Here is a 21,478-nt window from a genome sequence, read left to right on the forward strand (position 1 = left end):
GGCAGTGGGTGCTCCGGCGGTCCGGGGCTCTCGAAGAGAAGGTTAAACTGGGCTGGAAGCCATGTTTGGCGGTAAACAGCTATGAAACATTCGCGAACGGACACTCAAAGCGCGTTCTCAAGCCCTGCGCGAACCGGACGACCCGGCCAGGGCACCGGCGCCGCAGCCGTCCCCGGCAGACGCGGCGGGCTTCGACACCTGCCCCGCCCCGTCTATGGGCACATCGACAGCCAGTCGAACATCCTGATCCCCCGGCACCACAAGCACGCCTGGGCTCAACTGTCCTACGCCACCCAAGGCTACCTGCAGGTCTGGACACCGGACGCCCGCTTCGTCGCACTGGCGCAGCGGGCGGTCTGGATCCCGGCCGGGGTGGCGCATCAAGTGGCGCGGCAATCGACCCATGCCGTCATCCGCAGCCTGTACCTGGATGCCGAGGCCCTGGGGCTGGACTGGCCCGTCTGCCGGGTGCTGGCCGTCAGCCCGCTGCTGCACGAACTGATCCGGCGCTTCAGCACCCTGCCCATCGAATACGACGTCGATGGCCCGGACGGGCGCCTGGCCCGGGTGCTGGCCGATCAACTGGCTGTCAGCCCCGATGCCGGGCTGATCCTGCCCTGGCCCACCGACCCGCGCCTGCAGTCGGTGTGCCGGCAATTGCAGAACCACCCCGACAGCGCGCCGGACCTGGGCGCTTTCAGCCGTCGCCTGGGCCTCTCGGACAAGACGTTGACGCGGCTGTTCCAGCGGCAGACGGGCCTGGGATTCCGCCTGTGGCGCCAGCGCGCCCGGCTGGTGCATGCCCTGCCGCTGCTGGAACGCGGCGACCGCATCACCGACGTGGCCCTGGCCTGCGGCTACGACAGCCTGTCATCCTTCATCGCGGCTTTCCGCGCACACACCGGCGTCACGCCCAGGGCGTTCGCCACGGGCACTCATTCAGAGGTTCTCTAGCGCCCGGATCCTACCGCGCATCCACCACAGCAGACCGAGTCCCGGCAAGGCGATCGCCACGGTCAGGACGAAGAAGACCGGCCAGCCGAAACCGGCGACCAGCACCGGCGTCAACGGCCCGGCCAGATAGGTCCGCCCCACGGCGGACAGCGCCGACAGCAGCGCGAACTGCGTTGCGGAAAATTCCGCCCGGCACAGGGCCATCAGCAGCGCCACGAAGGCCGCCGTACCCAGGCCGCCGCACAGATTTTCCACCGCCACGACCAGCGCCATGGAGTACAGGTGCGGCGGGGTGACGGCCAGCATCCAGTAGCCCAGGTTCGAGAACGCCTGCAGCAGACCAAAGGCCATCAGGGCGCGATACAGCCCCAGGCGCGTCATCAGCGCGCCGCCCGCCAGCGCGCCGACGATGGTGGCCACCAGGCCGAAGACCTTGTTGACCATGCCGACCTCGGTGACGTCGAAGCCGGCCCCCCGGATCAGGAAGGTGGTGGACAGCGCGCCCGCGAACGCGTCGCCCAGCTTGTACAGGACGATGAGCAGCAGGATGGCCCAGGCCCCCCGGCGGCCGAAGAATTCCTTCAGCGGCTCGGCCACGGCCTCGCGCAAGGTGCGCGGCGGCCGCGCGGCGCGCTCCGGTTCCGGCGCCCACAACGTCGCCAGCGATGCCAGCGCCATCAGCCCGCCCATGAGGATGTACATGGCCCCCCAGCCCAGCCACTGGTCGGCCAGGATCAGCGCCAGGCCGCCTGACACCACCATCGCCAGCCGGTAGCCCATGACCTTCAGCGCCGCGCCCGCGGCGCGCTCGTCCTGGCGCAGCACATCGGTGCTATAGGCATCGAACGCAATGTCCTGGGTGGCCGACAGGAATGCGACCCAGACCGCCAGCAAGGCCAGAACCCGTAATTCCGATCCCGGATCGAACAGGCCCATGGCGGCGATCGAAGCCGCCAGCAGCCATTGCGCCAGAAAGACCCAGCCGCGCCGCCGCCCCAGCCAGGGGGGGGCGTAGCGGTCCACCAGCGGCGCCCAGAGGAATTTCAGCGTGTAGGCCGTGCCCGCCAGCGTCAGGAAACCGATGCTCTGCAGCGAGACCTGGGACACCGTGGCCCAGGCCTGCAGCGTGCCGGACGTCAGCGCCAGCGGCAGGCCGCTGGCAAAACCCAGAAACAGCAGCGGCGCCACGCGCCGGCCGCCATAGACCCGCCAGCCTTGCGTCATGCGCGGACACTCCCGGGCGATTCAAAGCGGTAGACCGCCAGCTGGCTGCGCCAGCCGCGCAGCCAGTGGACTTCCCGGTTGCCGCAGAACGCGGCCAGATGCGTGACCCGCAATCCCAACCGCGCCGCCAGATCCTGGAAATCGCGCAGGGTACACAGGTGGATGTTGGGCGTGTCGTACCATTGATAGGGCATCTGGTCGTTGACCGGCATGCGTCCGCGCAGGATCGACCAGCCGTGCGGCCAATAGCCGAAATTCGGAAAGGACACGATGCCGTAGCGCGCCACCCGTGCCATTTCCCGCAGGATGTGTTCCGTATGGTGCATGGACTGCAGGGTCTGGGACAGCACCACGGTGTCGAACTGCTTATCGTCGAACAGTGCGAGGCCTTCTTCCAGGTTCTGCTGGATCACGCGCACGCCGCGCCGCACCGCCGCGATCATGCGCTCGTCGTCGAGTTCGACACCGGCTCCGCGCACCTGGCGGGTGCGCCGCAGGTAGTCCAGCAACCGGCCATCGCCGCAACCCAGGTCCAGCACCCGGCTGCCCGGCTCGATCCATTCCGCGATCCGCAGCAGGTCGATCCGCAGCAATGGGTCGCCCTGTGCCGCCACCGTGTCCGGCGCCGATGTCGCCGCGTCCTGGATCGCCGTCATGCCAGCACCCCCGCGACACGGCGGCGTTCGCCCAGGCCCAGGCGGGCGGCAATGTCATCGTAATAGCCCTGCACCACCGCATGATAGCGCCGGTCCCCCAGCAGGAAGGCGTCGTGGCCATGCGGCGCGTCGATTTCCGCGTAGGTGACCTCGCGCTGGTTTTTCAGCAGGGCGCGGACGATCTCGCGCGAATGTTCGGGCGCGAAGCGCCAGTCGGTGGTGAAGGACACCAGCAGGAAGCGCGCCTGCGCCGCCGCCAGGGCGCGGGCCAGATCACCGCCGTGCGCGCGCGCGGGATCGAAATAATCCAGCGCCCGGGTCAGCAGCAGATAGGTGTTGGCATCGAAGTAGCGGGAGAATTTTTCCCCCTGGTGGCGCAGATAGGACTCGACCTCGAATTCGACGTCGTAGTTGTAGCGGTAGTCGCCCGTGGGCCCGGGCGCGCGCTGCGCGCGCCCGAACTTGGAGGCCATGACCTCGTCGGACTGATAAGTGATGTGGCCCACCATGCGTGCCACGGAAAGGCCGTTGGCCGGCACCACGCCGTGGGCGTGGTAATCCCCGCCGTGGAAGTCGGGGTCGGTCAGGATGGCGCGGCGTGCGACCTCGTTGAACGCGATGTTCTGCGCCGACAGGCGCGCCGTGCTGGCGACCACGATGCAGTCGCCCACGCGGTCCGGGCAGGTGATCGCCCAACTGAGCGCCTGCATGCCGCCCAGCGATCCGCCCATCACGGCAGCGAAGCGCCCGATGCCGAAATGGTCGGCGACGCGCGCCTGGGCATGCACCCAGTCCTCCACGGTGAGCAGGGGAAACGCGGCCCCCCAGGGCCGGCCGGTGGCGGGGTTGATCGTGGCCGGTCCCGTGGAACCGAAGCACGACCCCAGGTTGTTGACGCCGATGACGAAGAAGCGGTCGGTGTCCAGGGCCTTGCCGGGACCGACCATATTGTCCCACCAGCCGATCTGGTCCGGCCGTTCGGCGTCCATGCCGGCGACGTGGTGGGAGGCGTTCAGCGCATGGCAGATCAGCACCGCGTTGCTGCGCGCGGCGTTCAGACGGCCATAGGTCTCCACCGCCAGGGTATAGGATGGCAGCACCTGGCCACTGGACAAGGTCAGGGGTTCGGAGAAATGCAGGAATTCGGGGGAGACGAAACCGACGCTGCCTTCCGGCACGGGGCGCGGATCGATGGCGGAGGCGGTTGGCCCGGTGGCGGGCGCGAAAGGAACGGCGGTCTTGGTCATGAGACCTCTTTAGCTGGATTTATGGAGCGCCCGCAAGCGGATCAGGCAAATCGGCGCGAATTCGTTTTTTCATTCTATCACCGCGTCTTGTGACGCGGGCAAGCCGCCCCGGATGTGCCGGCATCGCGACCTCGAATTAAGTCATATCAATGTTTTCCGGATTCCTCGCCCGGGCAACCGAGGGGCGATGATACATTTGCTCACGTTAGTGTGCGGCAAGACATGACTGGATCCGTGGGAGGAGGGACGCGCCACATGAAGTTGCTGACAGAACGGGAACACGACTGCCTGTATTGGGCGGCACAGGGCAAGACCAGCTGGGAGATCGGGTGCATCCTGGGCATCAGCGAACGGACTGCCAATTTTCATATCGCCAACCTCTGCGACAAACTGGACGTGCGCACGCGCCAGGCCGCCATCACTGCGGCGATGAGCCAGGCGCTGCTGTCCCCTCCCCGCCAGGCCAGCGCAGCGACAGCCAGAAATCACCCACCGGCGCGTGCGCATGGTCGTCGGGTGCGGCAATCACCACGGCCTCCAGCCATTCGGTCGCCGTCACCCTGACCTGCGCCTCGACCCGCACCGGACCTCGCGGACCACGGCCCTCGAAGGAGAACCGCTGTTGTGGATCGGCTTCCGGGCCGGGCGGTTCGGCCCCCGCGTTGCGATACAGGGCATCGACCGCCCAGCGGGCCAGGCGCCGACGGACCGCCGCGTCGTCGGCCCAGCCGGGCGGCAGTTCCGCCGCCCCCAGTGCGAACAGCACGCCGCCGGCCCGCGCCGAGCGCATCGTCAGGTTCAGCGTCCGGTCCTCGAACGGCACCGGACGGGTCTGCGCCTGAGGCGTATCCGGCAACACGCCCGCCGCGCCGGCCTGGCCGAAGGCCACCGGCCGCCAATCGAAGGTCGGCGAACAAGCGGCCATCAGCACCGCGCACCCACCGATCGCCAGCATCCTGAGCATGTCATCCTCCGAACGTGTCCCGATCGCGCGCGGCCCGCCCGCGACGCCCGTCGGCCGCATTGTACGGCCCCGATCCCCGATCCGCGCGCGCGATCCGGGGCGGCGATGCAGCTAAAATCCCCTTTTATTCAGACCAACCCGGTACCCATTCATCATGAGCCTGGCCTCGGAACGGCGCGCCCATCTGGCGGCGCAACCAGAACTGTTGCGCGCCATCCGGCGCGGGATCGAAAAAGAGGGCCTGCGGGTGGACGTGTCGGGCAATCTGGCCATGACCCCGCACCCGGCCGCCCTGGGATCGGCGCTGACCAATGCGCGCATCACCACCGACTATTCCGAATCCCTGCTGGAACTCATCACCCGCCCCCTGCCCGACGCGGGGTCGCTGATCGGCGAACTGACCGACATCCACAGTTTCGTCGCCCTGCGCAATCCCGGCGAACCGATCTGGAACCAGTCCATGCCGGCGCACCTGCCGCCGGAGGCCGACATCCCCGTCGCCTGGTACGGCACATCCAACACCGGCATGCTCAAGCACGTCTACCGCCTGGGCCTGGCCTGGCGCTACGGCAAGGTCATGCAATGCATCGCGGGCGTGCACTACAACTTCTCGCTGCCCGAGGCCGTCTGGGACCGGTTGGCCGACGGCGACACGCCGCAGGACCGGCGCAACACCGGCTACATGGCCCTGATCCGCAATTTCACGCGCCACGCCTGGCTGCTGATGTACTTGTTCGGCGCCTCGCCCGCCGTGTCCCGCAGCTTTCTGCAACATGCCGGTTTCGAGGCCAGCCTCACCCGGCTCAGCCCGGACACCTACTGTCTGCCCTGGGCCACCAGCCTGCGCATGAGCGACCTGGGCTACAAGAGCCCGATCCAGTCCGACCTGCAGCTCTGTTACAACGACCTGGACACCTTCACCACCCGCATCCACCGCGCCGTCACCACGCCATGGCCCGCCTACGAGGCCATCGGCACCCACCGCGACGGCCGGCGCATCCAGTTGAACACCAGCATCCTGCAGATCGAGAACGAATACTATTCCAGCATCCGGCCCAAGCAGACCACGGGCCGCTGCGAGCGGCCCAACACCGTACTGCGCCAGCGCGGCATCCAGTACATCGAGGTCCGCTGCATGGACATCGACCCGTGGGCGCCCGCCGGCATCGCGATCGAGACCAGCCGGTTCCTGGACGCCTTCCTGCTGTACTGCGCGGTCGAGGAAAGCCCGCTCTTTCCCCCGCCCGGCTTCTGCCAGGAAAGCCAGGACAATTTCTCCCTGGTCGCCCGCGAAGGCCGCCGACCCGGCCTGCAACTGCGGCGCGAAGGCCGGGCCATCGACCTGCGGGACTGGGCCGAGGAGGCCCTGGACCGGATCGAGCCCTATGCCCGGCTGCTGGACGAGCATGCCGGCGACGGTGGCCACGCCGACGCCCTGGACCGGCAGCGCGCCAAGGCCCACGACCCGGACGACACGCCCTCGGCCCGGCTGCTGGCGGCCTTGCGCGACGGCGGTCATGAATTCCACGACTGGACCCTGGCCCAAAGCCAGGCCCACTGGGATTTCCTGCGCGCGCGCGGCCTGCCGGCCGACACGCTGGCGGCCTATGACGCGGCGGCTCGTTCATCCATCGCCGACCAGGCCGCCATCGAGGCCGCCGACACGATTTCCTTCGAGGACTACGTGGCGCGCTTCCACGACGCGCTGGGACCGGCATAGAATGAAACCCTGAGGCCGCCATCGGCGACCGGGCAGGAGACCATCATGACCCAACCCGCTCCCGCGCGCGGCGCCACCGCCGTCCTGACGCATCTGGCCGCGCTGCTGCCGGACATCGAAACCCTGTACAAGGACCTGCACGCCCACCCCGAACTCTCGATGCGGGAAACGAGGACGGCGGGCCTGGCCGCCGAACGGCTGCGACAGGCCGGCTACGAGGTCACGACCGGCGTGGGCGGAACAGGCGTGGTCGGGCTGCTGCGCAACGGCGAAGGGCCGACGGTCATGCTGCGCGCCGACATGGACGCCCTGCCGATCGCCGAAGACACGGGCCTGGACTATGCGAGCACCGCGACGGGAACGGACGCCGAGGGCCGCGCGGTCCCGGTGAGCCACATGTGCGGCCACGACATGCACGTGGCCTGGCTGGCCGGGGCCGCCACCCTGCTGGCGCGGACGCGCGAGGCCTGGCAAGGCACCCTGATGATCGTCTTCCAGCCCGGCGAGGAAACCGCGCAGGGCGCCCGGGCCATGCTCGAGGACGGACTGTTGCAGCGTTTTCCCGCGCCCGACATCGTGCTCGGCCAGCATGTCATGGTGGGGCCCGCCGGCACCGTCGCCGGCAGCGCCGGGCCGATCACTTCCGCCGCCGACAGCCTGCAGATCCGCCTGTTCGGACGCGGCGCGCACGGCTCGATGCCGCAGGCCAGCATCGACCCCGTGGTCATGGCGGCCTCTATCGTGCTACGCCTGCAGACGGTCGTTTCACGCGAGGTCGCCGCCACCGACGCGGCGGTGCTCACGGTCGGCGTGCTGCAGGCCGGCACCAAGGAAAACGTCATTCCCGACGAGGCGATCATCAAGCTCAACGTGCGGACTTTCGACGCGGGCGTGCGCCAGCACGTACTGGCGGCCATCGAGCGGATCGTCAATGCGGAAGCCGAGGCTTCGGGCGCACCGCGCAAGCCGGAAATCACGCCGCTGGACCGCTACCCCCTGAACATCAACGACGAGACCGCCAGCAACCGCATCGCCGAGGCGTTCCGCAAGCATTTTTCCGCCGACCGGGTCCGGCACACCGGGCCGGCGCCGGCCAGCGAGGACTTCGGCTGTTTCGGCACCGCCTGGCAGGTGCCGTCGGTCTTCTGGTTCGTGGGCGGCACCGATCCGGCGGTCCACGCCGAGGCCAGGGCGGCGGGCAAGCTCAATGACCTGCCCGTCAACCACAGCCCGAAATTCGCGCCGGTCCTGCACCCGACGCTGGAAACCGGCGTCGAAGCCATGGTCGTCGGCGCGCTGGCCTGGCTCGGCGCGGCCTGAGCGGCCGCCCCGCCCTGGTCCGGGAGTCCATGATGCTCACCACCCAGACCTTCGTGCAGGTCCTGGACCTGGGCGGCACCTTCGTGTTCGCGATCAGCGGGGCGGTCGCCGCCGTCAACCGGCGACTGGACCTGTTCGGCATCCTCGTCCTGTCCTTCGTCGCCGGCAACGCGGGGGGCATCACGCGCGACGTGCTGATCGGCGCCGTGCCGCCGGCCGCCCTGGCCACCGGGCACTATCTGCTGGCGTCCGTGCTGGCCGGGCTGATCACGTTCGTCTTTTACGCCGGTGTGGATCGTCTGCGCGCGCCCGTCCTGATGTTCGACGCGGTGGGCCTGGCGTTCTTCGCGGTGGCCGGCACGGAAAAAGCGCTTGCCTTCGGACTCGACCCCGTCATGGCCGCACTGCTGGGCATGGTCACCGGGATCGGCGGCGGCATGATGCGCGACGTGTTGCTGACGGAAATCCCGCAAGTGCTGCGATCCGACCTGTATGCCGTCGCGGCGCTGGCCTGCGCGTCGATCGTCGTGATCGGCCGCGTACTGGGGTTCGGGTATGCAATCCCGGCCCTGGCCGGTGGCGCGCTGTGCATCGGCTTGCGCTACATGGCGATCCGCCACGGCTGGCACCTGCCCATCGCGCACCTGTCCGCGCGGGGACGCGCGGCGCCGGATGCGGAGAAGGACAAGGATCGGGATATCTGACGGGAAATACAGCACAACCAAGTTGTGCACGCCCCCCCATGACGAGGACCCGGCTCAGTGCGAGCTAAGTCTTCCTGCGTAGTCTCCACGCTGTGCAAATCCTTGCACGCTTCGCCAGCATGGCCGGATCGACCCTTGTGCGGCGATCCTGTCCGGAGACCTCATGGAATCACTCAACCACACACTGTTTCTCTGGCTCAACGCGCCCAAGCATCCCAACGCCTGGGTGCTGGCCCTGGCCATTTTCTTTGCCAAGCATCTCATCTGGGCGGTGCCGCTCGCGATCAGTATCGGCTGGCTGCGTGGCCACGAAGGCACCCGCAAGGCCATGCTCGTCGCCACCGCGGCGGGAGTACTGGGCCTCCTGATCAACCAAGCCATCGGTCTGGCCTGGTCGCACCCCCGGCCTTTCATGATCGGCCTGGGGCACACACTCATCCCCCATGCCGCCGACTCGTCATTCCCAAGCGATCACCTGACGCTGTGGTGGGCCGTTGCGTTCAGTCTCCTGTTCCAGCGAGGACAACGCGGCGGAGGCATCGGGCTGGCCTTGGCGGGCGTTCCCATCGCCTGGGCGCGCATCTATCTTGGCGTGCACTTCCCGTTCGACATGCTCGGGGCAATCGCGGTCGCCGCAGTCGGCGCCTGGCTTGCGTTGCGTGCGGTCCGCTGGTACCTGGAGCCAGGTTACCAGCTCGCCGCCGCCATTCATCATCGACTTTTCGGCAAGTTGATCGCGCTCGGATGGGTCCGCGCGTAACCCTATGGGCGGGCTAAGTCCGACCAGCCAGACTGAGGCCGGCCATTTCACTTCGTCAGGAGAACATCATGAACCAATTGCCCGCGGGCGGCTCCACAGGCTGGCTCAACAAAGTCCCGGAAGTCGCGCTTTCATTCTGGATCATCAAGATCATGTCCACCACGGTGGGCGAAACGGGAGCCGATTTTCTGGCGGTCAACGCCGGCTTGGGCCAAGGCGTGACACGAACCATCATGGCGGCTCTGTTGGCGGCCGCCTTGTTCATGCAGTTGCGTACCCGCCGCTATACCCCCTGGACTTACTGGCTGACGGTGGTCCTGGTCAGCGTGGTCGGCACGCAGATCACCGACCTGCTGACCGATGGCCTCGGCGTCAGCCTGTACCTCAGCACCGCCGCGTTCGCCGCGGTACTCGCCGCGATTTTCTTTGTCTGGCATCGGGTCGAGCGCACGCTGTCCATCCACGACATCGTGACACGCAGGCGCGAACTGTTCTATTGGGCCGCCATCCTCTGCACGTTTGCGCTGGGCACGGCCGCAGGCGATCTGGCGACCGAGGCATTGGGCCTGGGCTTTACCTGGGGAGCGGTGGCATTCGGCGCGCTGATCGGCGTCACCTATGCCGCCTGGCGCATGGGTGGCAACGCGGTCCTGACCTTCTGGATCGCCTACATCCTGACCCGCCCCTTCGGCGCCGCGCTCGGCGATTTTCTGACCCAGGCCAAGGCCGATGGCGGCCTTGGCCTGGGGGCCATGTGGACCAGCGCCCTGTTTCTTGCCGTGATCGTGATGTTGGTGGCATCCGCCCAGATCGGTAGTCATGGAAGCCGCTCGGAATCGGGTACGCTGGTGGCTGGCGTTCATGACGACCGCCACCCCGCTGGCCAAGCGGCGGTCAGCCGGACGGCACATTGAACCATGACTGAACGGAGGGGGGATGCGGGTCTTGCTGGTTGAGGACGATCCCATGATCGGCGATGCGATCCAAGGCGCGCTGAGGGATGCGTCCTATGCCGCCGATTGGGTGAAGGACGGACAGACGGCGCTCACGACGCTGGGCTGCCAGCACTACGATCTGGTGCTGCTGGACCTGGGCCTGCCCGGCAAGGATGGACTGGAGGTGCTGGCCAGCCTGCGCGCCAGAGGCGACCCGATCCCCCTGCTCATCATCACGGCGCGCGACGGCCTGGATGATCGCCTGCGCGGCCTTGACGGCGGGGCCGACGACTATGTGTCCAAGCCGTTTCAGATGGCGGAGCTGCTGGCCCGGATGCGCGCCGTTCTGCGGCGCAAGGCCGGCGCGGCGGCACCGGTGCTCGGCAACGGCGTGGTGTCGCTCGATCCGGCCACCAAAGAGGCACGCGTCCATGGCGGCGCCCCGCAGCGACTGTCCAGCCGCGAGTTCGCCCTGCTGCAGGCCCTGCTGATACGCCCCGGGGCGATTCTCTCGCGCAGCGATCTGGAGGATCGCATCTACGGCTGGGGAGAAGAAGTGGAAAGCAATGCCGTCGAATATCTGATCCATGCGCTGCGTCGCAAGCTGGGCAGCGAGGCCATCAAAAACGTCAGGGGGATCGGATGGATGGTTTCAAAACCCGCTTGAACGCGTCGGTTCAGCTCAAGCTGTCCTTCACCCTGTCGCTGGCCATTCTCGTGGTGGCGATCGTAGCGGGTGTTTTCTCGTTCCTGTCCGCCCTGGACGAGGCCCACGAGCTGCAGGACGAAGTGTTGCGCCAGGTCGCGCATCTCATGGACCGCCAGCACCTGTCGCCGCCCGCGCCGGGCATCGGCCCCCGTCTCAAGGATGCCGATGAGGAAGCGCGCGTGATCGTCCAGCGCCTGGGAGAGGCCGGCCCCTCCACGGCAGGCGTGGATGCGGGAGGCATGCTGCCGCTTCCGGCGACATTGTCCGACGGACTGCACACGCTGGAAGTCGGCAGCGAGACCTTCCGCGTGCTGGTCAAGACCACCGCGGCAGGTGAGCGCATCGCCGTGGCTCAAGAGTCTGGTTTCCGCAATGAAATCGCCCGCGACGGGGCGCTGCGCACGGTGATGCCTTTCCTGATCCTCGTGCCGGTGCTGCTGTTGATCGTCGCCGACCTGGTACGCAAGATGTTCCGGCCCATTGCCGCGCTCTCCAGGGAAATCGATCAACGGGCGGAGCAGGAGCTGCATCCTGTCGACGACCGCCACCTTCCGGCCGAGGTTCGCCCCTTCGCCGTGGCGATCAATCGCCTGCTTACCCGTGTCGGTCAGTCGATGGATGCCCAGCGCCGCTTTGTGGCGGATGCCGCGCACGAACTGCGCTCGCCGCTGACCGCCCTATCGCTGCAGGCGGAGCGGCTGGCGGCCGCGGAAATGTCCGTTCTGGCACGCGAACGGCTGACGGCGCTGAGTCAAGGCATCGAGCGCGGCCGGAGCCTGCTGGATCAACTGTTGACGTTGGCCAAGGCGCAGTCGGCCACTGGCGTGCCCCAGTCGCCGGTCTCGGTACAGGACATCTATCGCCGCGTGCTGGAAGACCTCATGCCGCTGGCCGAGGCCAAGCACATCGACATCGGTGTCGAGGGCACGCAGAACGCCGAAGTGTGGGTGAGCGAGCCGGACCTGATCGCCGTGGTCAGAAACCTGGTCGATAACGCCATCCGCTACACGCCAGAGGGCGGGCAGGTCGATCTCTCGGTGAATGTGTCGGGCGGGAAGGCCAGACTGCGCATCCAGGACAACGGTCCGGGCATTCCATTGGACGAGCGGGACCGGGTTTTCGATCCCTTCTATCGCACGCTGGGCAGCGAGCAGATCGGCTCTGGCCTGGGGCTGTCCATCGTCCAGACGATCGCCCATCGCATCGGTGCGGAAATCCGCCTCGATTTCTCGGACCTGGCCCGACAGACCGGCTTGAGCGTCACCGTGCGCCTTCCGTCTGTCGAACCCCCGGCCAGGGGTTCATGAAGGCACATCTTCAAGCCTCAAACAAAGTAACAAGCCACAGCCAGAAAAAACCCAGGCATGCTTCGGAACCACCGCCAAAAAAAAGCCACAAAAACCAAAGCTGGCCATGGCAATTCACCCAAATGATTTCCGCGAAAAAAGGCAGATCACACCCCGCACGGCCAGCACATCACTTAGTTCAAACCCCCTGCCTTTTTACCGGATTTTTATAATATCCGATTCAGTTTTATATAAAAATGATATCCTCGGTTTCCAATGCTTCGGTCGCCTATTCTGCTTATGGCAACGCTTCTAGAATTGCCAAACCCGCTCCCACCAATGATTTAAGCGCCACTCCCGCTCAAGCGACCGTATGTCCTACCGCTTACTCGATGGAAGAGCGGATTGAATCCACTTACCTCTATAATCAGCAGGGAAACGCGGTTTTTGATCCCATCATTGCCCTACGGCATCAGGCTGACCAAGGCGATGCCGAATCACAATACCAGTTCGGCCTGGCATTTGACTCTCACTTAAGAAATACCTTTCAATCTCCCGAAGAGTCTTATTTGAGACGCGCGGCCGAACAAAACCACCCCGCAGCGGCACGCGAATACGCAAACCGCGTCATAAGCACCTATTACAACAACGCCAGAGGCTTTTTTTCCGTCAGGCCCAGTTTCGAAGATGCGGAAATTTTCTTCCGCAGGGCAGCTACCAATGGCGATGCCCAGGCGGCCATTAGTTATGCGGAGCTGTTTAGCAAACCGCCAATCCTGATTGCCGGAGAAAATGGGTCATTTACCCACAACCCTATCTTGCAACGCGATGCTGTGCGGCAGCTGAATGATTTGCAAGATGCCTTGCACTGCTTGCGGCCTTATGCCGAGGATGGCAACGCAAGCGCTCAGATGGAGTACGCCAAGCTCACTTTTGAACTAGCACGTCGCGTCGAAGAGTCGGCGTTGCCGCATAAGCTGCAAGACCCATATCTCGACGTTGCAGAAGCGGTGGGATTTTTAGGCCAGGCCGCCACGCAGGGCATGCCTCAAGCTCAATATGACTATGCAATGCTGGTGGTAAACACCTACCAAGGAGAAAACTCGCTTTGGCCCGATAGCTTGCCTTTACCGGATTATGATCAGGCGGAGCAATACCTCCGGGCTGCCGCACTTGGGCCATCATCAAATTCCGAAGCGCGGCAAGCCTATGCGCATATGTGGCTTTCACTCGGCCCGCTCCATGACCGCAATGGCCAGCCCATACCCAATCCGTTAGCCCAGCGTCACGCTGAAGAACAATCGGACAACAAGCGCTTCGCAATGAATTATTTATATGGCCAAGCCACTCAGCAGAGAGATACGCAGGCGCAATACAGATACGTCCATGAGATATTTTTGCAAAACCCATTGATCGACGCTGCAGAAGGGGTAGAATTTTTACGCCAGGCCGCCACGCAGGGCATGCCTCAAGCTCAATATGACTATGCAATGCTGGTGGTAAACACCTACCAAGGAGAAAACTCGCTTTGGCCCGATAGCTTGCCTTTACCGGATTATGATCAGGCGGAGCAATACCTCCAGGCTGCCGCACTTGAGCCATTAAATTCCGACGCGCGGCAAGCCTATACGCATATGTGGCTTTCACTCGACCCGCTTCGTGACCGCAATGGCCAGCCCATACCCAATCCGTTAGCCCAGCGTCGCGCTGAAGAACAATTGGCCAACAAGCGCTTGGCAATGGGTTATTTATATGACCAGGCCACTCGACAGAGAGATACGCATGCTCAATACAGATACGCTTATCAAGTCTTAGTGAATAATAAGACAGAAAACATCAATCCCAGAGCGGATGGCAGAGACGCCACAACGGTTCGAAATGAAGCGCTCGGATTGTTGCGCGAGGCAGCTGAAAAAGGACATCCATTGGCTCGCATGGATTATGGCTATGAGTTGCTGCGAAGAGCGGCAACCATGAAGCTTTCACGTGAAGAAAATTCACTTGAAAGAATGCTTGCAGCGCATGAGGAAGCGGAAAACTATTTGGCACCGGCCAATCCCCCCGGAAACTAGTCCTCAGGAGGGTTGAATTTTCTAGCAGAAGGCCGCGAGCGGCATGGCCGCTCGCCTGGCGCCCGGGGAAGCGGGGCAAGGCCATTCGATAGGGACGCACCCGCCGCCTATCGGACTCGAAAGGGCCGGCGCACCGCAAAACGCCAATGTCGTGGCCGAGACCACCCCGGCAGCGGGATATGCCCGACCCGGTATCCAGACCCATGCATGACTGGCGCGCCCGACAGGAATCGAACCTGTATTCCGCGCTGGCCATGAGGCCTCTCAAATGTCTGAACCCCTGTCAGAGGTCATCCGCATCCGGGTGTCCCACAGTCAGGCAATGCGCCTGCAGCAGGCCGCCGCCCTGGCGGGCCTGTCATTTTCTGATTACATCCGTCGCCGCCTAACCCATGCCGATGCGCTGGCCGATGAACTGGCGCTGCTGCGCCAAGCCGTCCACCAACTGGACGGCCTACAAGAGGCGAGGGCCGGGGCTATTGAAGCCGCTCTACTTGTCCGCCAACAGGCAAGGCCTGAGCATCGCGCCCAGGTCGAAAACACAATGCAGATGCTGGGGGTCGAGCCTCTGGCGCGTATGCCATGAACAGGCCCGGCATCCCAACGGTATGCCAGCTGGCATACGAGGCTCATTACCGCACAAGCTACGACAACCCGGCCTTTACCCAGCGCCGTCTGATCTGGGATACTGCTTGGCGGGAGGCTGAGCGTGCCGCTGCTCTGATCCGCAAGGCGCAGGACCGCACCAGGAGGGGATCCTATGACCACCACAACGAACGGAAAAAATCTGACTGATCCGTCCATCCGGGACGGGTTTCACGATGCTTACCGGGTGTCCTGGTACGGCTACATCAGCCCGATCCTGAGCATTCGCAGATTTATCAACTGGGGCATCATGCTGCTGCCCTGCCTGATTGTTCCTCCGCTCATCGTGATCTACGCCATTGTCGCGGTGGTGAAGGTCATCCTCTTTCTGCTGCATACCCGCACCATCCGGTTGTACGCCAATCAGGAAGGCATCTGGTTGTACCAGGGCCTTTTCCCCTGGCAACGGTCGCTGGCTGGCGTGCGCTGGCATAACGTCGATGAGGCGACGTCGCGCACAGGCTTTATCAGCTGGCTGACCCGTGCATATCCGGTGCGCATCACAAACCGCTACACGAAGGACACTGAGATCTACGCCTTCGACATCGCCCGTGGAGACGAGTTCGTGTCCCGGATCAATGATGTAGTCGGTCAACGGTACGCCGGTGGCCCGATTGTGCAACCGATCGGACGCAGTAAACGCCCCACGGCGCTGCCGGATCGCTCGGCACCGCAGGCTATCGAATAGCACCACCAACGGCAGGCCGTTCGGCCCTGCTTTCTGCAGCACCCAGGGCGCAATTCTGCGCCCTGATCTTTTCCCCCAACGGAGTCCCTATGTCCCCCCATCCCACCATGCGGGCCGGGGCCGCTGCGCTTGCCTGCGCCCTGGCCCCTGCCGTGTTTGCTGCGGACTCACCGGCCGATGACCTTCTGACCGGTAATGTCCGTCTGGCCTGCGAAGCCACGCTGTGCCTGTCGTCCAGCGTGCGCCCGGGCGAATGCAACCCATCCCTGGAGAAATATTTCAGCATCGAGATATTTGACGATGGCCATCTGGACTGGGGCGCCACCGTTGATGCCCGCCGCGCTTTTCTCGCCATGTGCCCCGGCAACTCTGCGGAGGGCATGCCGGCGCGGATCGACGCGATTTCGAAGGGCGCGGGCAAATGTGACCCTGCGTATCTGAACAGCGCCTACGCGGGGACCGCCTACAGGTACCGACAGCGCGGTTACAGCTACGACTCCAACACCGGTACCAGCGAACCGTCCTATGAGGTTCACGAACTCAAGACGGTGACGCTGAATACCCTGCCTTCGTACTGTGTCGCCTACAACGACCATGCATGGACTTATGAGTTGAGCGTCAAGTACGTCGGCACTCCCGACAAGGGTGGGCGATGGGTGAAGGCGGAAGACTATGACGCCGCACAGGCCGCATGGAACGCGGACCATGGCGGCACCTGGGCCAGCGGCTGGAACTTCTCACTGACCGATCCACGCCGCTCCTACAGCGGTAATAACCACGGCGGCAACGAACGATAGGAACCATCATGCTGACCAACCCCATCACCACCCTGGACAAATACACTCTGCGCCAGGAACAGGACGACCAGCGCGACCCTCTGGATGCCCTCAAGGATGCCGAAACTCTGCGGACTTTTCTGAACCATCTGCGCCCTTACCTCAGCGGCCCCAGCCCCGACGTGGCGCTGCGCGACATCATGCGCCACCTGGTCGATGTCGTCAGCAACCCCGCAACATCGTATCTGCTGCTCTCCCGAATTCGCGAAGATCTGACGGCAGGCGACGTGGACCGGGCGCTGGCTGATGCACAGCATCTGGTGGAAACCAACGGCCGCCGCGCTGAAGCGGCCCTGAAGCAAGCATGCTGACCACCATCGCCGCGCTGGCATTGACATGCGCCCCGCACATACACCCGGCCACGCTCTCGGCGCTGGTGCGGCATGAATCCAACGCCAATCAATACGCGATTGGCGTCAACGACCCTGCCCACCGACTGTCACACCAACCAGACTCACTGGATAAAGCCGTGTCAGCCGCCCGCGCCCTGATCGCAGATGGTGTCAATTTCGATGCGGGCTTGGGGCAGATCAACGTGCGAAATTGGGGCTGGCTGGGTCTGACTGCCGAAACGGTATTCGATCCCTGCGCAAATCTGACAGCGGCCCAAACAGTGCTGTCGGAATGCTATGCCCGCGCCTTGAAAACTCACCGGCCCACCCAGCAGGCTCTACGCGCCGCGCTGTCTTGCTACAACACAGGCGACCTGGCACGCGGATTCAACAACGGGTATGTCGGCCGAGTCCTCGCCGCCGCCGGCATCCAAGTGCCGGCGCTGCGGGATGACAGCGTCACAGCAGGGGAAGCCCCGCCACCTCAGCCGCCCACCGGATCCCCGGATGGGTTTTCCTCGAACCCCATACCTGACGGCTTCTCTCAGCCACCACCCGCACAGGAACAGACGGCCCCCGCCGCCTGACACCGCTTTCACCCCCCTTGTTTTTCAACTATTGCCCCGTGCCTCAGCACGGAGGCTGGAGATTGCTATGCGCTTTTTTCTCTACATCCTGAACCTGCTCCAATCCGCACTGACCTCGCGTCATGCACCCGCCCGCTTGGCCGCCACTCTGGCCATGACCGGGTTGAGCCAGGCCACCTTTGCACAGGTCGGCGGTCTGTCGAAGGCAAAAACGACGCTGGAAGCCCTGCGAGATCAGTTGGACATCATCCTGCCGATTGCCGCCGTGATCATCGGGGTCATCATCGCCGTCCTCTACTCTGCGGAAATCATGCGAAAAGACGATGCAGTGCGCTGGGGTATCGGCGTGGTCGTCGCCGGGTCAGTCGGCGAACTGGTGGTACTGCTCTGGAAATGAGCCATGAGCAACACGCCCGAAAACACATACCCAGTCTTCAAAGGCCTGGGACGCAAACCGACGTTCCTCGGCGTGCCCACCACGTTGCTGCTCGCCGCATTCTCGGTCGTGGCCATGATCGCCATGACTGTAGGCCTGGCGTGGTGGGGCCTGCTGTTGATCGTGATCCCGACCATCAAGATCGTCACCCGTGAGGATGACAAGGCCTTCGATGTGCTGTGGCTGGAATTTAAGACCCGGGCCAGGAACCGGAACAAACGGTTTTGGGCCGGATCTAGCTACGCGCCTATCGGCTACGACACCCGGCGGCCCTGGGTCCGCCTCATCGAAAGGAAATCACAATGACCTCTGCCGCCTCGCTGGCCGTCGATGAACGGCTGGTTTCGCGCTACCTGCCCTACTCTCACCATGTGACCGATCAGATCGTGGCCTGCGACAACCACGAGTATCTGACCGTCATTAAAGTGTCTGGCCGTGCACCTGACGCCCATAGCGCCGCCGATTTGAAAGAGTGGATCGAGGCGCTGCACAATGTGCTGCGCGGCCTGCCTTTCGGCCAGCTGGGCCTGTATTCCCACATCGTGCGGCGCCGCGTGACCGAATACCCCGACAGCACGTTTACGCAACCCTTCGCCGCGCAGTTCGACCGTGCATACCGGCGCACATTCGACGCCGCCGGTCTGATGGTCAACGATCTGTACCTGACCGTCCTGATTCACCCGGTCGCTGATCCCGTGCTAGGCACCTTCGCCAGCCTGGAACGGGCGGATCGCGCCCGTCTGGCGCTGTGGCAAAAAGAATCCATCGACCGCCTGCAAGAGGTCTGCCGCACCCTCAAGGCAGGTCTTGTGCGCTACGACCCGGAAATCCTCGGCATCGTGGATCGCAATGGCTTGGCGTTCAGCGAGACGGCCGAATTCCTGGGATTCCTGCTGTCTGGCCGGCATCGGCCGGTGCCTGTGGCACAGGACCGCATCCGCGACACCCTGCCCGATGCGCGCCCCATCTTTGCCCGTGCGGGTGAACTGGGCGAACTGCGCACCGTCGAAGGATCCAGGATCTTCGGCATGCTGGAACTGCGCGACTACCCGGAAAACTCCAAGCCTGGGCACCTGGATCGCCTGCTGGGTCTGCCTCACGAATTCGTGCTCACACAATCATGGGGAAGCCACACGGGGGCAGCGGCAAAGAAGATGGTCAAGAAACAGCACAAGCTGCTGATCGACTCCGGAGACGATTCGCAAAGCCAAGTCAATCAATTGGCCGACGCGATGGACGACCTGACATCGGCTCGCCTGGGGTTGGGCGACCATCACGCCACGCTGCTGGTCTACGGTCCTGACCCTGCCGCCGTGCGCCAGGCACTTGCCAATGTATCGGCCGCCATGGCCGAAGACGCAATCGGGTTCCGGCCCATGGCCCGCGCCCTCGAGGCCGCGTTCTGGGCGCAATTGCCAGGCAACTGGCACTGGCGACCGCGCCCCGTGCCGGTCACGTCGTTCAACTTCCTGTGCTTTTCCAGCCTGCACAACCAACTGACCGGCAAGCCGGCGGGCAACCCCTGGGGGCCGGCCGTCACGATGCTGAAGACCCAGACCGGATCCCCGTTCTTCTTCAACTTCCATGCATCGACCGAAGACGTGGATGAGACGGGCAAACGGCGGCCGGGCAACACCATGATCATCGGCATGACCGGCACCGGCAAAACCGTGCTGCAGGGGATGCTGGTCACGCAAGCCCAGAAGTTTGGCGCGACTTGCGTGGTCTGGGACAAGGACCAGGGCATGCAGGTGCTGATCATGGCCCTGGGCGGACGCTACTTCAATATCCGCCTGGGCGAATCCACCGGCTGGGCACCATTCCAGATGGAGCCTACGAAGGGGAACGTGGCTTTCATGACGCGCCTGGTCGTGTTCCTTGCAGAACGCCGGGGCGAGCCGGTCACGACACGCCAGCGCGCCGACATCACGCAAGCCGTGCAGCAACTGACCACGCTGATCGACCGCGACAGCCGGACCTTGTCCACATTGAACACGCTGCTGCCCAATCCGTACAGCGACGACGAGCGGGCCAGCACCATCCACTCTAGGCTGGCGCCCTGGTGCCGTGGCGGGGAATATGGATGGGTGTTCGACAATGCCAGCGACCGGCTCGATTTGGACGCTGGTGCAAGCGGTCCGGCCATTTTCGGCTTTGACTTGACCGAACTGCTGGACGACGACGAGGTGCGCGGCGCCGCGACGATGTACCTGAAACACCGGGTCGATGCCCTGCACGATGGTCGGCGCATCATCAATCTCTACGACGAATGTCAGCACCCCCTGAAAGATCAACACTTTCAGGATGACATGCAAGACGCAGCCAGGACCATTCGGAAAAAAAATGGCGTCCTGGCCTTCGCAACACAGGAGCCGGGAGCGATCACATCCAATCCGGTCGGCCCGTCCCTGGTGCAGCAAACCGCCACGCTTATCTTGCTGCCGAATCCCAAGGCCCGCGCCGAAGACTACATCCAGGGTTTCGGGCTGACGCTGGCGGAATTCGAACTGCTCAAAAGCCTGGGTGAAGCCAGCCGCAAATTCCTGATCAAACAGGGATCCAGCGTCACCGTGGCGCAGTTGGACTTGTCGGGCTGCGAAGACGAACTGCTGGTCTTTTCCGGATCCCCGGACATGGCCGAAATCGCTGAACAAGCGGTCGCGCAAGCTGGCCAGGATCCCGCAGCCTGGCTACCTGTCTATCTCGCCGCCGTGAAACAAGCGCGGCAACAACCATAGGAGAATCCATGGCGAACTTCAAAAATACTGGCCCCGACAAGGCAGCAGAAGCAGGCAAGAACGATCAACAGGCTCGACAAGACCGCCTGGATCGTGAGCATGAAGACCTGGGCCGCGAACAGCATGAATCCACCCTGGCCGCATCCGCCGCTGGCGTGCTGGCGACTGCCCAAGACCCGCTCAACAAGGCGCTGCGAGGCGTCGGCGATCACCTCCAGCACAAGGTGGACCAGATCAGCCACCAGACGGACCTCCAACAGGACGATTTCTACCAGCGTCTGGGCCTGTCTGACCCGAGTCATGCACCCGATACGCCGCAACTGGACCAGCCCCAGGCCATCCGTGAAAACGACGGCCCGGAACTGGATTTCTGATCTGCTTCATGAGCAGACAGGGTCAAGGGCCAGCCCGCAAGCCGCAGCCCGTAGCCGTCAGGCGAAGGGACCGGGTGAGGACTGGGGGCGTAAGCCTGCACCCTTGACGCTGACTGATCAACCCGACGCTTGCGGCCGGCGGGCAGGGGATGCTTTCACCCCTGCCCGTCTGCCACGTGGCGAACGCGGGGAAGTCCAGAGGGGCAGCGCCCCACTGGCCAAGCCCTGCCAGGGGCGCGAAGCAACGGGAGGCCACCAGCGCCTGCAGCCTGGCCAGCGATCTCGTCTCCA

Annotated in this window: 22 protein-coding genes and 1 pseudogene; 19 read left to right on the forward strand and 4 right to left on the reverse strand. The window is 64.4% G+C overall.

Annotated features, from left to right (window positions below; genetic code table 11):
- Nucleotides 1–81 precede the first annotated feature (81 nt).
- Nucleotides 82–954 (forward strand): AraC family transcriptional regulator, encoded by an 873-nt coding sequence (locus O4H32_RS00670; RefSeq protein ID WP_269355758.1) that lies wholly within the window; start codon nt 82–84, stop codon nt 952–954.
- On the opposite strand, the gene O4H32_RS00675 is transcribed toward O4H32_RS00670, so the two are convergent.
- From O4H32_RS00675 to metX, 3 genes are read right to left on the reverse strand one after another with little or no spacing between them, the layout of a single operon-like run.
- The gene (locus O4H32_RS00675; protein WP_269355760.1) at nt 940–2,178 is read right to left on the reverse strand and encodes a muropeptide transporter; all 1,239 of its coding nucleotides are present in this window, start codon (nt 2,176–2,178) and stop codon (nt 940–942) included. The two genes, O4H32_RS00670 and O4H32_RS00675, sit on opposite strands and share 15 nt — an antisense overlap.
- The gene (metW, locus tag O4H32_RS00680; RefSeq protein ID WP_269355762.1) at nt 2,175–2,834 is read right to left on the reverse strand and encodes a methionine biosynthesis protein MetW; all 660 of its coding nucleotides are present in this window, start codon (nt 2,832–2,834) and stop codon (nt 2,175–2,177) included. Before metW ends, O4H32_RS00675 begins: the two co-directional genes overlap by 4 nt.
- Nucleotides 2,831–4,081: a homoserine O-succinyltransferase MetX gene (metX, locus tag O4H32_RS00685; protein ID WP_269355763.1), complete on the reverse strand. Its 1,251-nt coding sequence runs from the start codon at nt 4,079–4,081 to the stop codon at nt 2,831–2,833. Before metX ends, metW begins: the two co-directional genes overlap by 4 nt.
- Nucleotides 4,082–4,336: 255 nt before the next feature.
- Between metX and O4H32_RS00690 the strand changes: the two are divergent.
- Nucleotides 4,337–4,447: pseudogene (locus O4H32_RS00690) on the forward strand (helix-turn-helix domain-containing protein); the annotation flags it as partial.
- 52 nt (nt 4,448–4,499) lie between these two features.
- Here the strand turns inward: O4H32_RS00690 and O4H32_RS00695 are convergent.
- Nucleotides 4,500–5,045, reverse strand: coding sequence for a hypothetical protein (locus O4H32_RS00695; protein ID WP_269355765.1), 546 nt, complete (start codon nt 5,043–5,045; stop codon nt 4,500–4,502).
- 151 nt (nt 5,046–5,196) lie between these two features.
- On the opposite strand from O4H32_RS00695, the gene gshA reads away from it, so the two are divergent.
- The 17 genes from gshA (at nt 5,197) to O4H32_RS00780 (ending at nt 21,187) form a co-directional block, all read left to right on the forward strand.
- The gene (gene gshA / locus O4H32_RS00700) at nt 5,197–6,765 is read left to right on the forward strand and encodes a glutamate--cysteine ligase (protein ID WP_407932599.1); all 1,569 of its coding nucleotides are present in this window, start codon (nt 5,197–5,199) and stop codon (nt 6,763–6,765) included.
- Nucleotides 6,766–6,810: 45 nt separating this feature from the next.
- The gene (locus tag O4H32_RS00705) at nt 6,811–8,085 is read left to right on the forward strand and encodes a M20 family metallopeptidase (protein ID WP_269355769.1); all 1,275 of its coding nucleotides are present in this window, start codon (nt 6,811–6,813) and stop codon (nt 8,083–8,085) included.
- A gap of 29 nt (nt 8,086–8,114) precedes the next feature.
- Complete coding sequence (locus O4H32_RS00710) at nt 8,115–8,789, forward strand: trimeric intracellular cation channel family protein (RefSeq protein ID WP_269355771.1); 675 nt, start codon at nt 8,115–8,117, stop codon at nt 8,787–8,789.
- A 163-nt stretch (nt 8,790–8,952) separates the two neighbouring features.
- Complete coding sequence (locus O4H32_RS00715; protein WP_269355773.1) at nt 8,953–9,549, forward strand: undecaprenyl-diphosphatase; 597 nt, start codon at nt 8,953–8,955, stop codon at nt 9,547–9,549.
- A 68-nt stretch (nt 9,550–9,617) separates the two neighbouring features.
- Complete coding sequence (locus tag O4H32_RS00720) at nt 9,618–10,463, forward strand: COG4705 family protein (protein WP_269355775.1); 846 nt, start codon at nt 9,618–9,620, stop codon at nt 10,461–10,463.
- A 22-nt stretch (nt 10,464–10,485) separates the two neighbouring features.
- A complete protein-coding gene (locus tag O4H32_RS00725) occupies nt 10,486–11,151 on the forward strand; it encodes a response regulator transcription factor (RefSeq protein WP_269355777.1) in 666 nt (221 codons plus the stop codon).
- Complete coding sequence (locus O4H32_RS00730) at nt 11,127–12,500, forward strand: ATP-binding protein (RefSeq protein ID WP_269355779.1); 1,374 nt, start codon at nt 11,127–11,129, stop codon at nt 12,498–12,500. Before O4H32_RS00725 ends, O4H32_RS00730 begins: the two co-directional genes overlap by 25 nt.
- A 236-nt stretch (nt 12,501–12,736) precedes the next feature.
- Nucleotides 12,737–14,551 (forward strand): tetratricopeptide repeat protein, encoded by a 1,815-nt coding sequence (locus O4H32_RS00735; RefSeq protein WP_269355781.1) that lies wholly within the window; start codon nt 12,737–12,739, stop codon nt 14,549–14,551.
- Nucleotides 14,552–14,819: 268 nt separating this feature from the next.
- Nucleotides 14,820–15,137 (forward strand): plasmid mobilization protein, encoded by a 318-nt coding sequence (locus tag O4H32_RS00740; RefSeq protein ID WP_269355783.1) that lies wholly within the window; start codon nt 14,820–14,822, stop codon nt 15,135–15,137.
- Nucleotides 15,138–15,311: 174 nt separating this feature from the next.
- Entirely contained in the window at nt 15,312–15,884 is a 573-nt protein-coding gene (locus O4H32_RS00745; protein WP_269355784.1) for a hypothetical protein, read from the forward strand.
- Between the two features lie 89 nt (nt 15,885–15,973).
- Entirely contained in the window at nt 15,974–16,681 is a 708-nt protein-coding gene (locus O4H32_RS00750) for a TrbM/KikA/MpfK family conjugal transfer protein (RefSeq protein ID WP_269355786.1), read from the forward strand.
- An 8-nt stretch (nt 16,682–16,689) separates the two neighbouring features.
- Nucleotides 16,690–17,031 (forward strand): hypothetical protein, encoded by a 342-nt coding sequence (locus O4H32_RS00755; RefSeq protein ID WP_269355788.1) that lies wholly within the window; start codon nt 16,690–16,692, stop codon nt 17,029–17,031.
- Nucleotides 17,025–17,639 (forward strand): lytic transglycosylase domain-containing protein, encoded by a 615-nt coding sequence (locus O4H32_RS00760; protein ID WP_269355790.1) that lies wholly within the window; start codon nt 17,025–17,027, stop codon nt 17,637–17,639. Before O4H32_RS00755 ends, O4H32_RS00760 begins: the two co-directional genes overlap by 7 nt.
- Nucleotides 17,640–17,706: 67 nt before the next feature.
- Complete coding sequence (locus O4H32_RS00765; protein ID WP_269355792.1) at nt 17,707–18,036, forward strand: TrbC/VirB2 family protein; 330 nt, start codon at nt 17,707–17,709, stop codon at nt 18,034–18,036.
- 3 nt (nt 18,037–18,039) lie between these two features.
- On the forward strand, nt 18,040–18,381 hold the full coding sequence (locus O4H32_RS00770; protein WP_269355794.1) for a VirB3 family type IV secretion system protein: 342 nt from the start codon (nt 18,040–18,042) through the stop codon (nt 18,379–18,381).
- Entirely contained in the window at nt 18,378–20,813 is a 2,436-nt protein-coding gene (locus tag O4H32_RS00775) for a VirB4 family type IV secretion/conjugal transfer ATPase (protein ID WP_269355795.1), read from the forward strand. Before O4H32_RS00770 ends, O4H32_RS00775 begins: the two co-directional genes overlap by 4 nt.
- A gap of 8 nt (nt 20,814–20,821) precedes the next feature.
- Nucleotides 20,822–21,187: a hypothetical protein gene (locus O4H32_RS00780; protein ID WP_269355796.1), complete on the forward strand. Its 366-nt coding sequence runs from the start codon at nt 20,822–20,824 to the stop codon at nt 21,185–21,187.
- Nucleotides 21,188–21,478: the final 291 nt, after the last annotated feature.

The sequence above is a fragment of the Castellaniella denitrificans genome (assembly GCF_027214045.1).
GTDB classification, from domain to species: Bacteria; Pseudomonadota; Gammaproteobacteria; order Burkholderiales; family Burkholderiaceae_B; genus Castellaniella; species Castellaniella denitrificans_A.

Bases quoted from the DNA above. Each gene is read 5' to 3' on its own strand.
- O4H32_RS00725 (WP_269355777.1), top strand. From the start codon at position 10,486: ATGCGGGTCTTGCTGGTTGAGGACGATCCCATGATCGGCGATGCGATC.
- O4H32_RS00740 (WP_269355783.1), top strand. From the start codon at position 14,820: ATGTCTGAACCCCTGTCAGAGGTCATCCGCATCCGGGTGTCCCACAGT.
- O4H32_RS00750 (WP_269355786.1), top strand. From the start codon at position 15,974: ATGTCCCCCCATCCCACCATGCGGGCCGGGGCCGCTGCGCTTGCCTGC.
- O4H32_RS00720 (WP_269355775.1), top strand. From the start codon at position 9,618: ATGAACCAATTGCCCGCGGGCGGCTCCACAGGCTGGCTCAACAAAGTC.
- O4H32_RS00710 (WP_269355771.1), top strand. From the start codon at position 8,115: ATGATGCTCACCACCCAGACCTTCGTGCAGGTCCTGGACCTGGGCGGC.
- O4H32_RS00780 (WP_269355796.1), top strand. From the start codon at position 20,822: ATGGCGAACTTCAAAAATACTGGCCCCGACAAGGCAGCAGAAGCAGGC.
- O4H32_RS00775 (WP_269355795.1), top strand. From the start codon at position 18,378: ATGACCTCTGCCGCCTCGCTGGCCGTCGATGAACGGCTGGTTTCGCGC.
- O4H32_RS00745 (WP_269355784.1), top strand. From the start codon at position 15,312: ATGACCACCACAACGAACGGAAAAAATCTGACTGATCCGTCCATCCGG.
- metW (WP_269355762.1), bottom strand. From the start codon at position 2,834: ATGACGGCGATCCAGGACGCGGCGACATCGGCGCCGGACACGGTGGCG.
- O4H32_RS00705 (WP_269355769.1), top strand. From the start codon at position 6,811: ATGACCCAACCCGCTCCCGCGCGCGGCGCCACCGCCGTCCTGACGCAT.
- O4H32_RS00730 (WP_269355779.1), top strand. From the start codon at position 11,127: ATGGATGGTTTCAAAACCCGCTTGAACGCGTCGGTTCAGCTCAAGCTG.
- O4H32_RS00755 (WP_269355788.1), top strand. From the start codon at position 16,690: ATGCTGACCAACCCCATCACCACCCTGGACAAATACACTCTGCGCCAG.
- metX (WP_269355763.1), bottom strand. From the start codon at position 4,081: ATGACCAAGACCGCCGTTCCTTTCGCGCCCGCCACCGGGCCAACCGCC.
- O4H32_RS00765 (WP_269355792.1), top strand. From the start codon at position 17,707: ATGCGCTTTTTTCTCTACATCCTGAACCTGCTCCAATCCGCACTGACC.
- O4H32_RS00695 (WP_269355765.1), bottom strand. From the start codon at position 5,045: ATGCTCAGGATGCTGGCGATCGGTGGGTGCGCGGTGCTGATGGCCGCT.
- O4H32_RS00735 (WP_269355781.1), top strand. From the start codon at position 12,737: ATGATATCCTCGGTTTCCAATGCTTCGGTCGCCTATTCTGCTTATGGC.
- O4H32_RS00715 (WP_269355773.1), top strand. From the start codon at position 8,953: ATGGAATCACTCAACCACACACTGTTTCTCTGGCTCAACGCGCCCAAG.
- O4H32_RS00670 (WP_269355758.1), top strand. From the start codon at position 82: ATGAAACATTCGCGAACGGACACTCAAAGCGCGTTCTCAAGCCCTGCG.
- O4H32_RS00675 (WP_269355760.1), bottom strand. From the start codon at position 2,178: ATGACGCAAGGCTGGCGGGTCTATGGCGGCCGGCGCGTGGCGCCGCTG.
- O4H32_RS00770 (WP_269355794.1), top strand. From the start codon at position 18,040: ATGAGCAACACGCCCGAAAACACATACCCAGTCTTCAAAGGCCTGGGA.
- O4H32_RS00760 (WP_269355790.1), top strand. From the start codon at position 17,025: ATGCTGACCACCATCGCCGCGCTGGCATTGACATGCGCCCCGCACATA.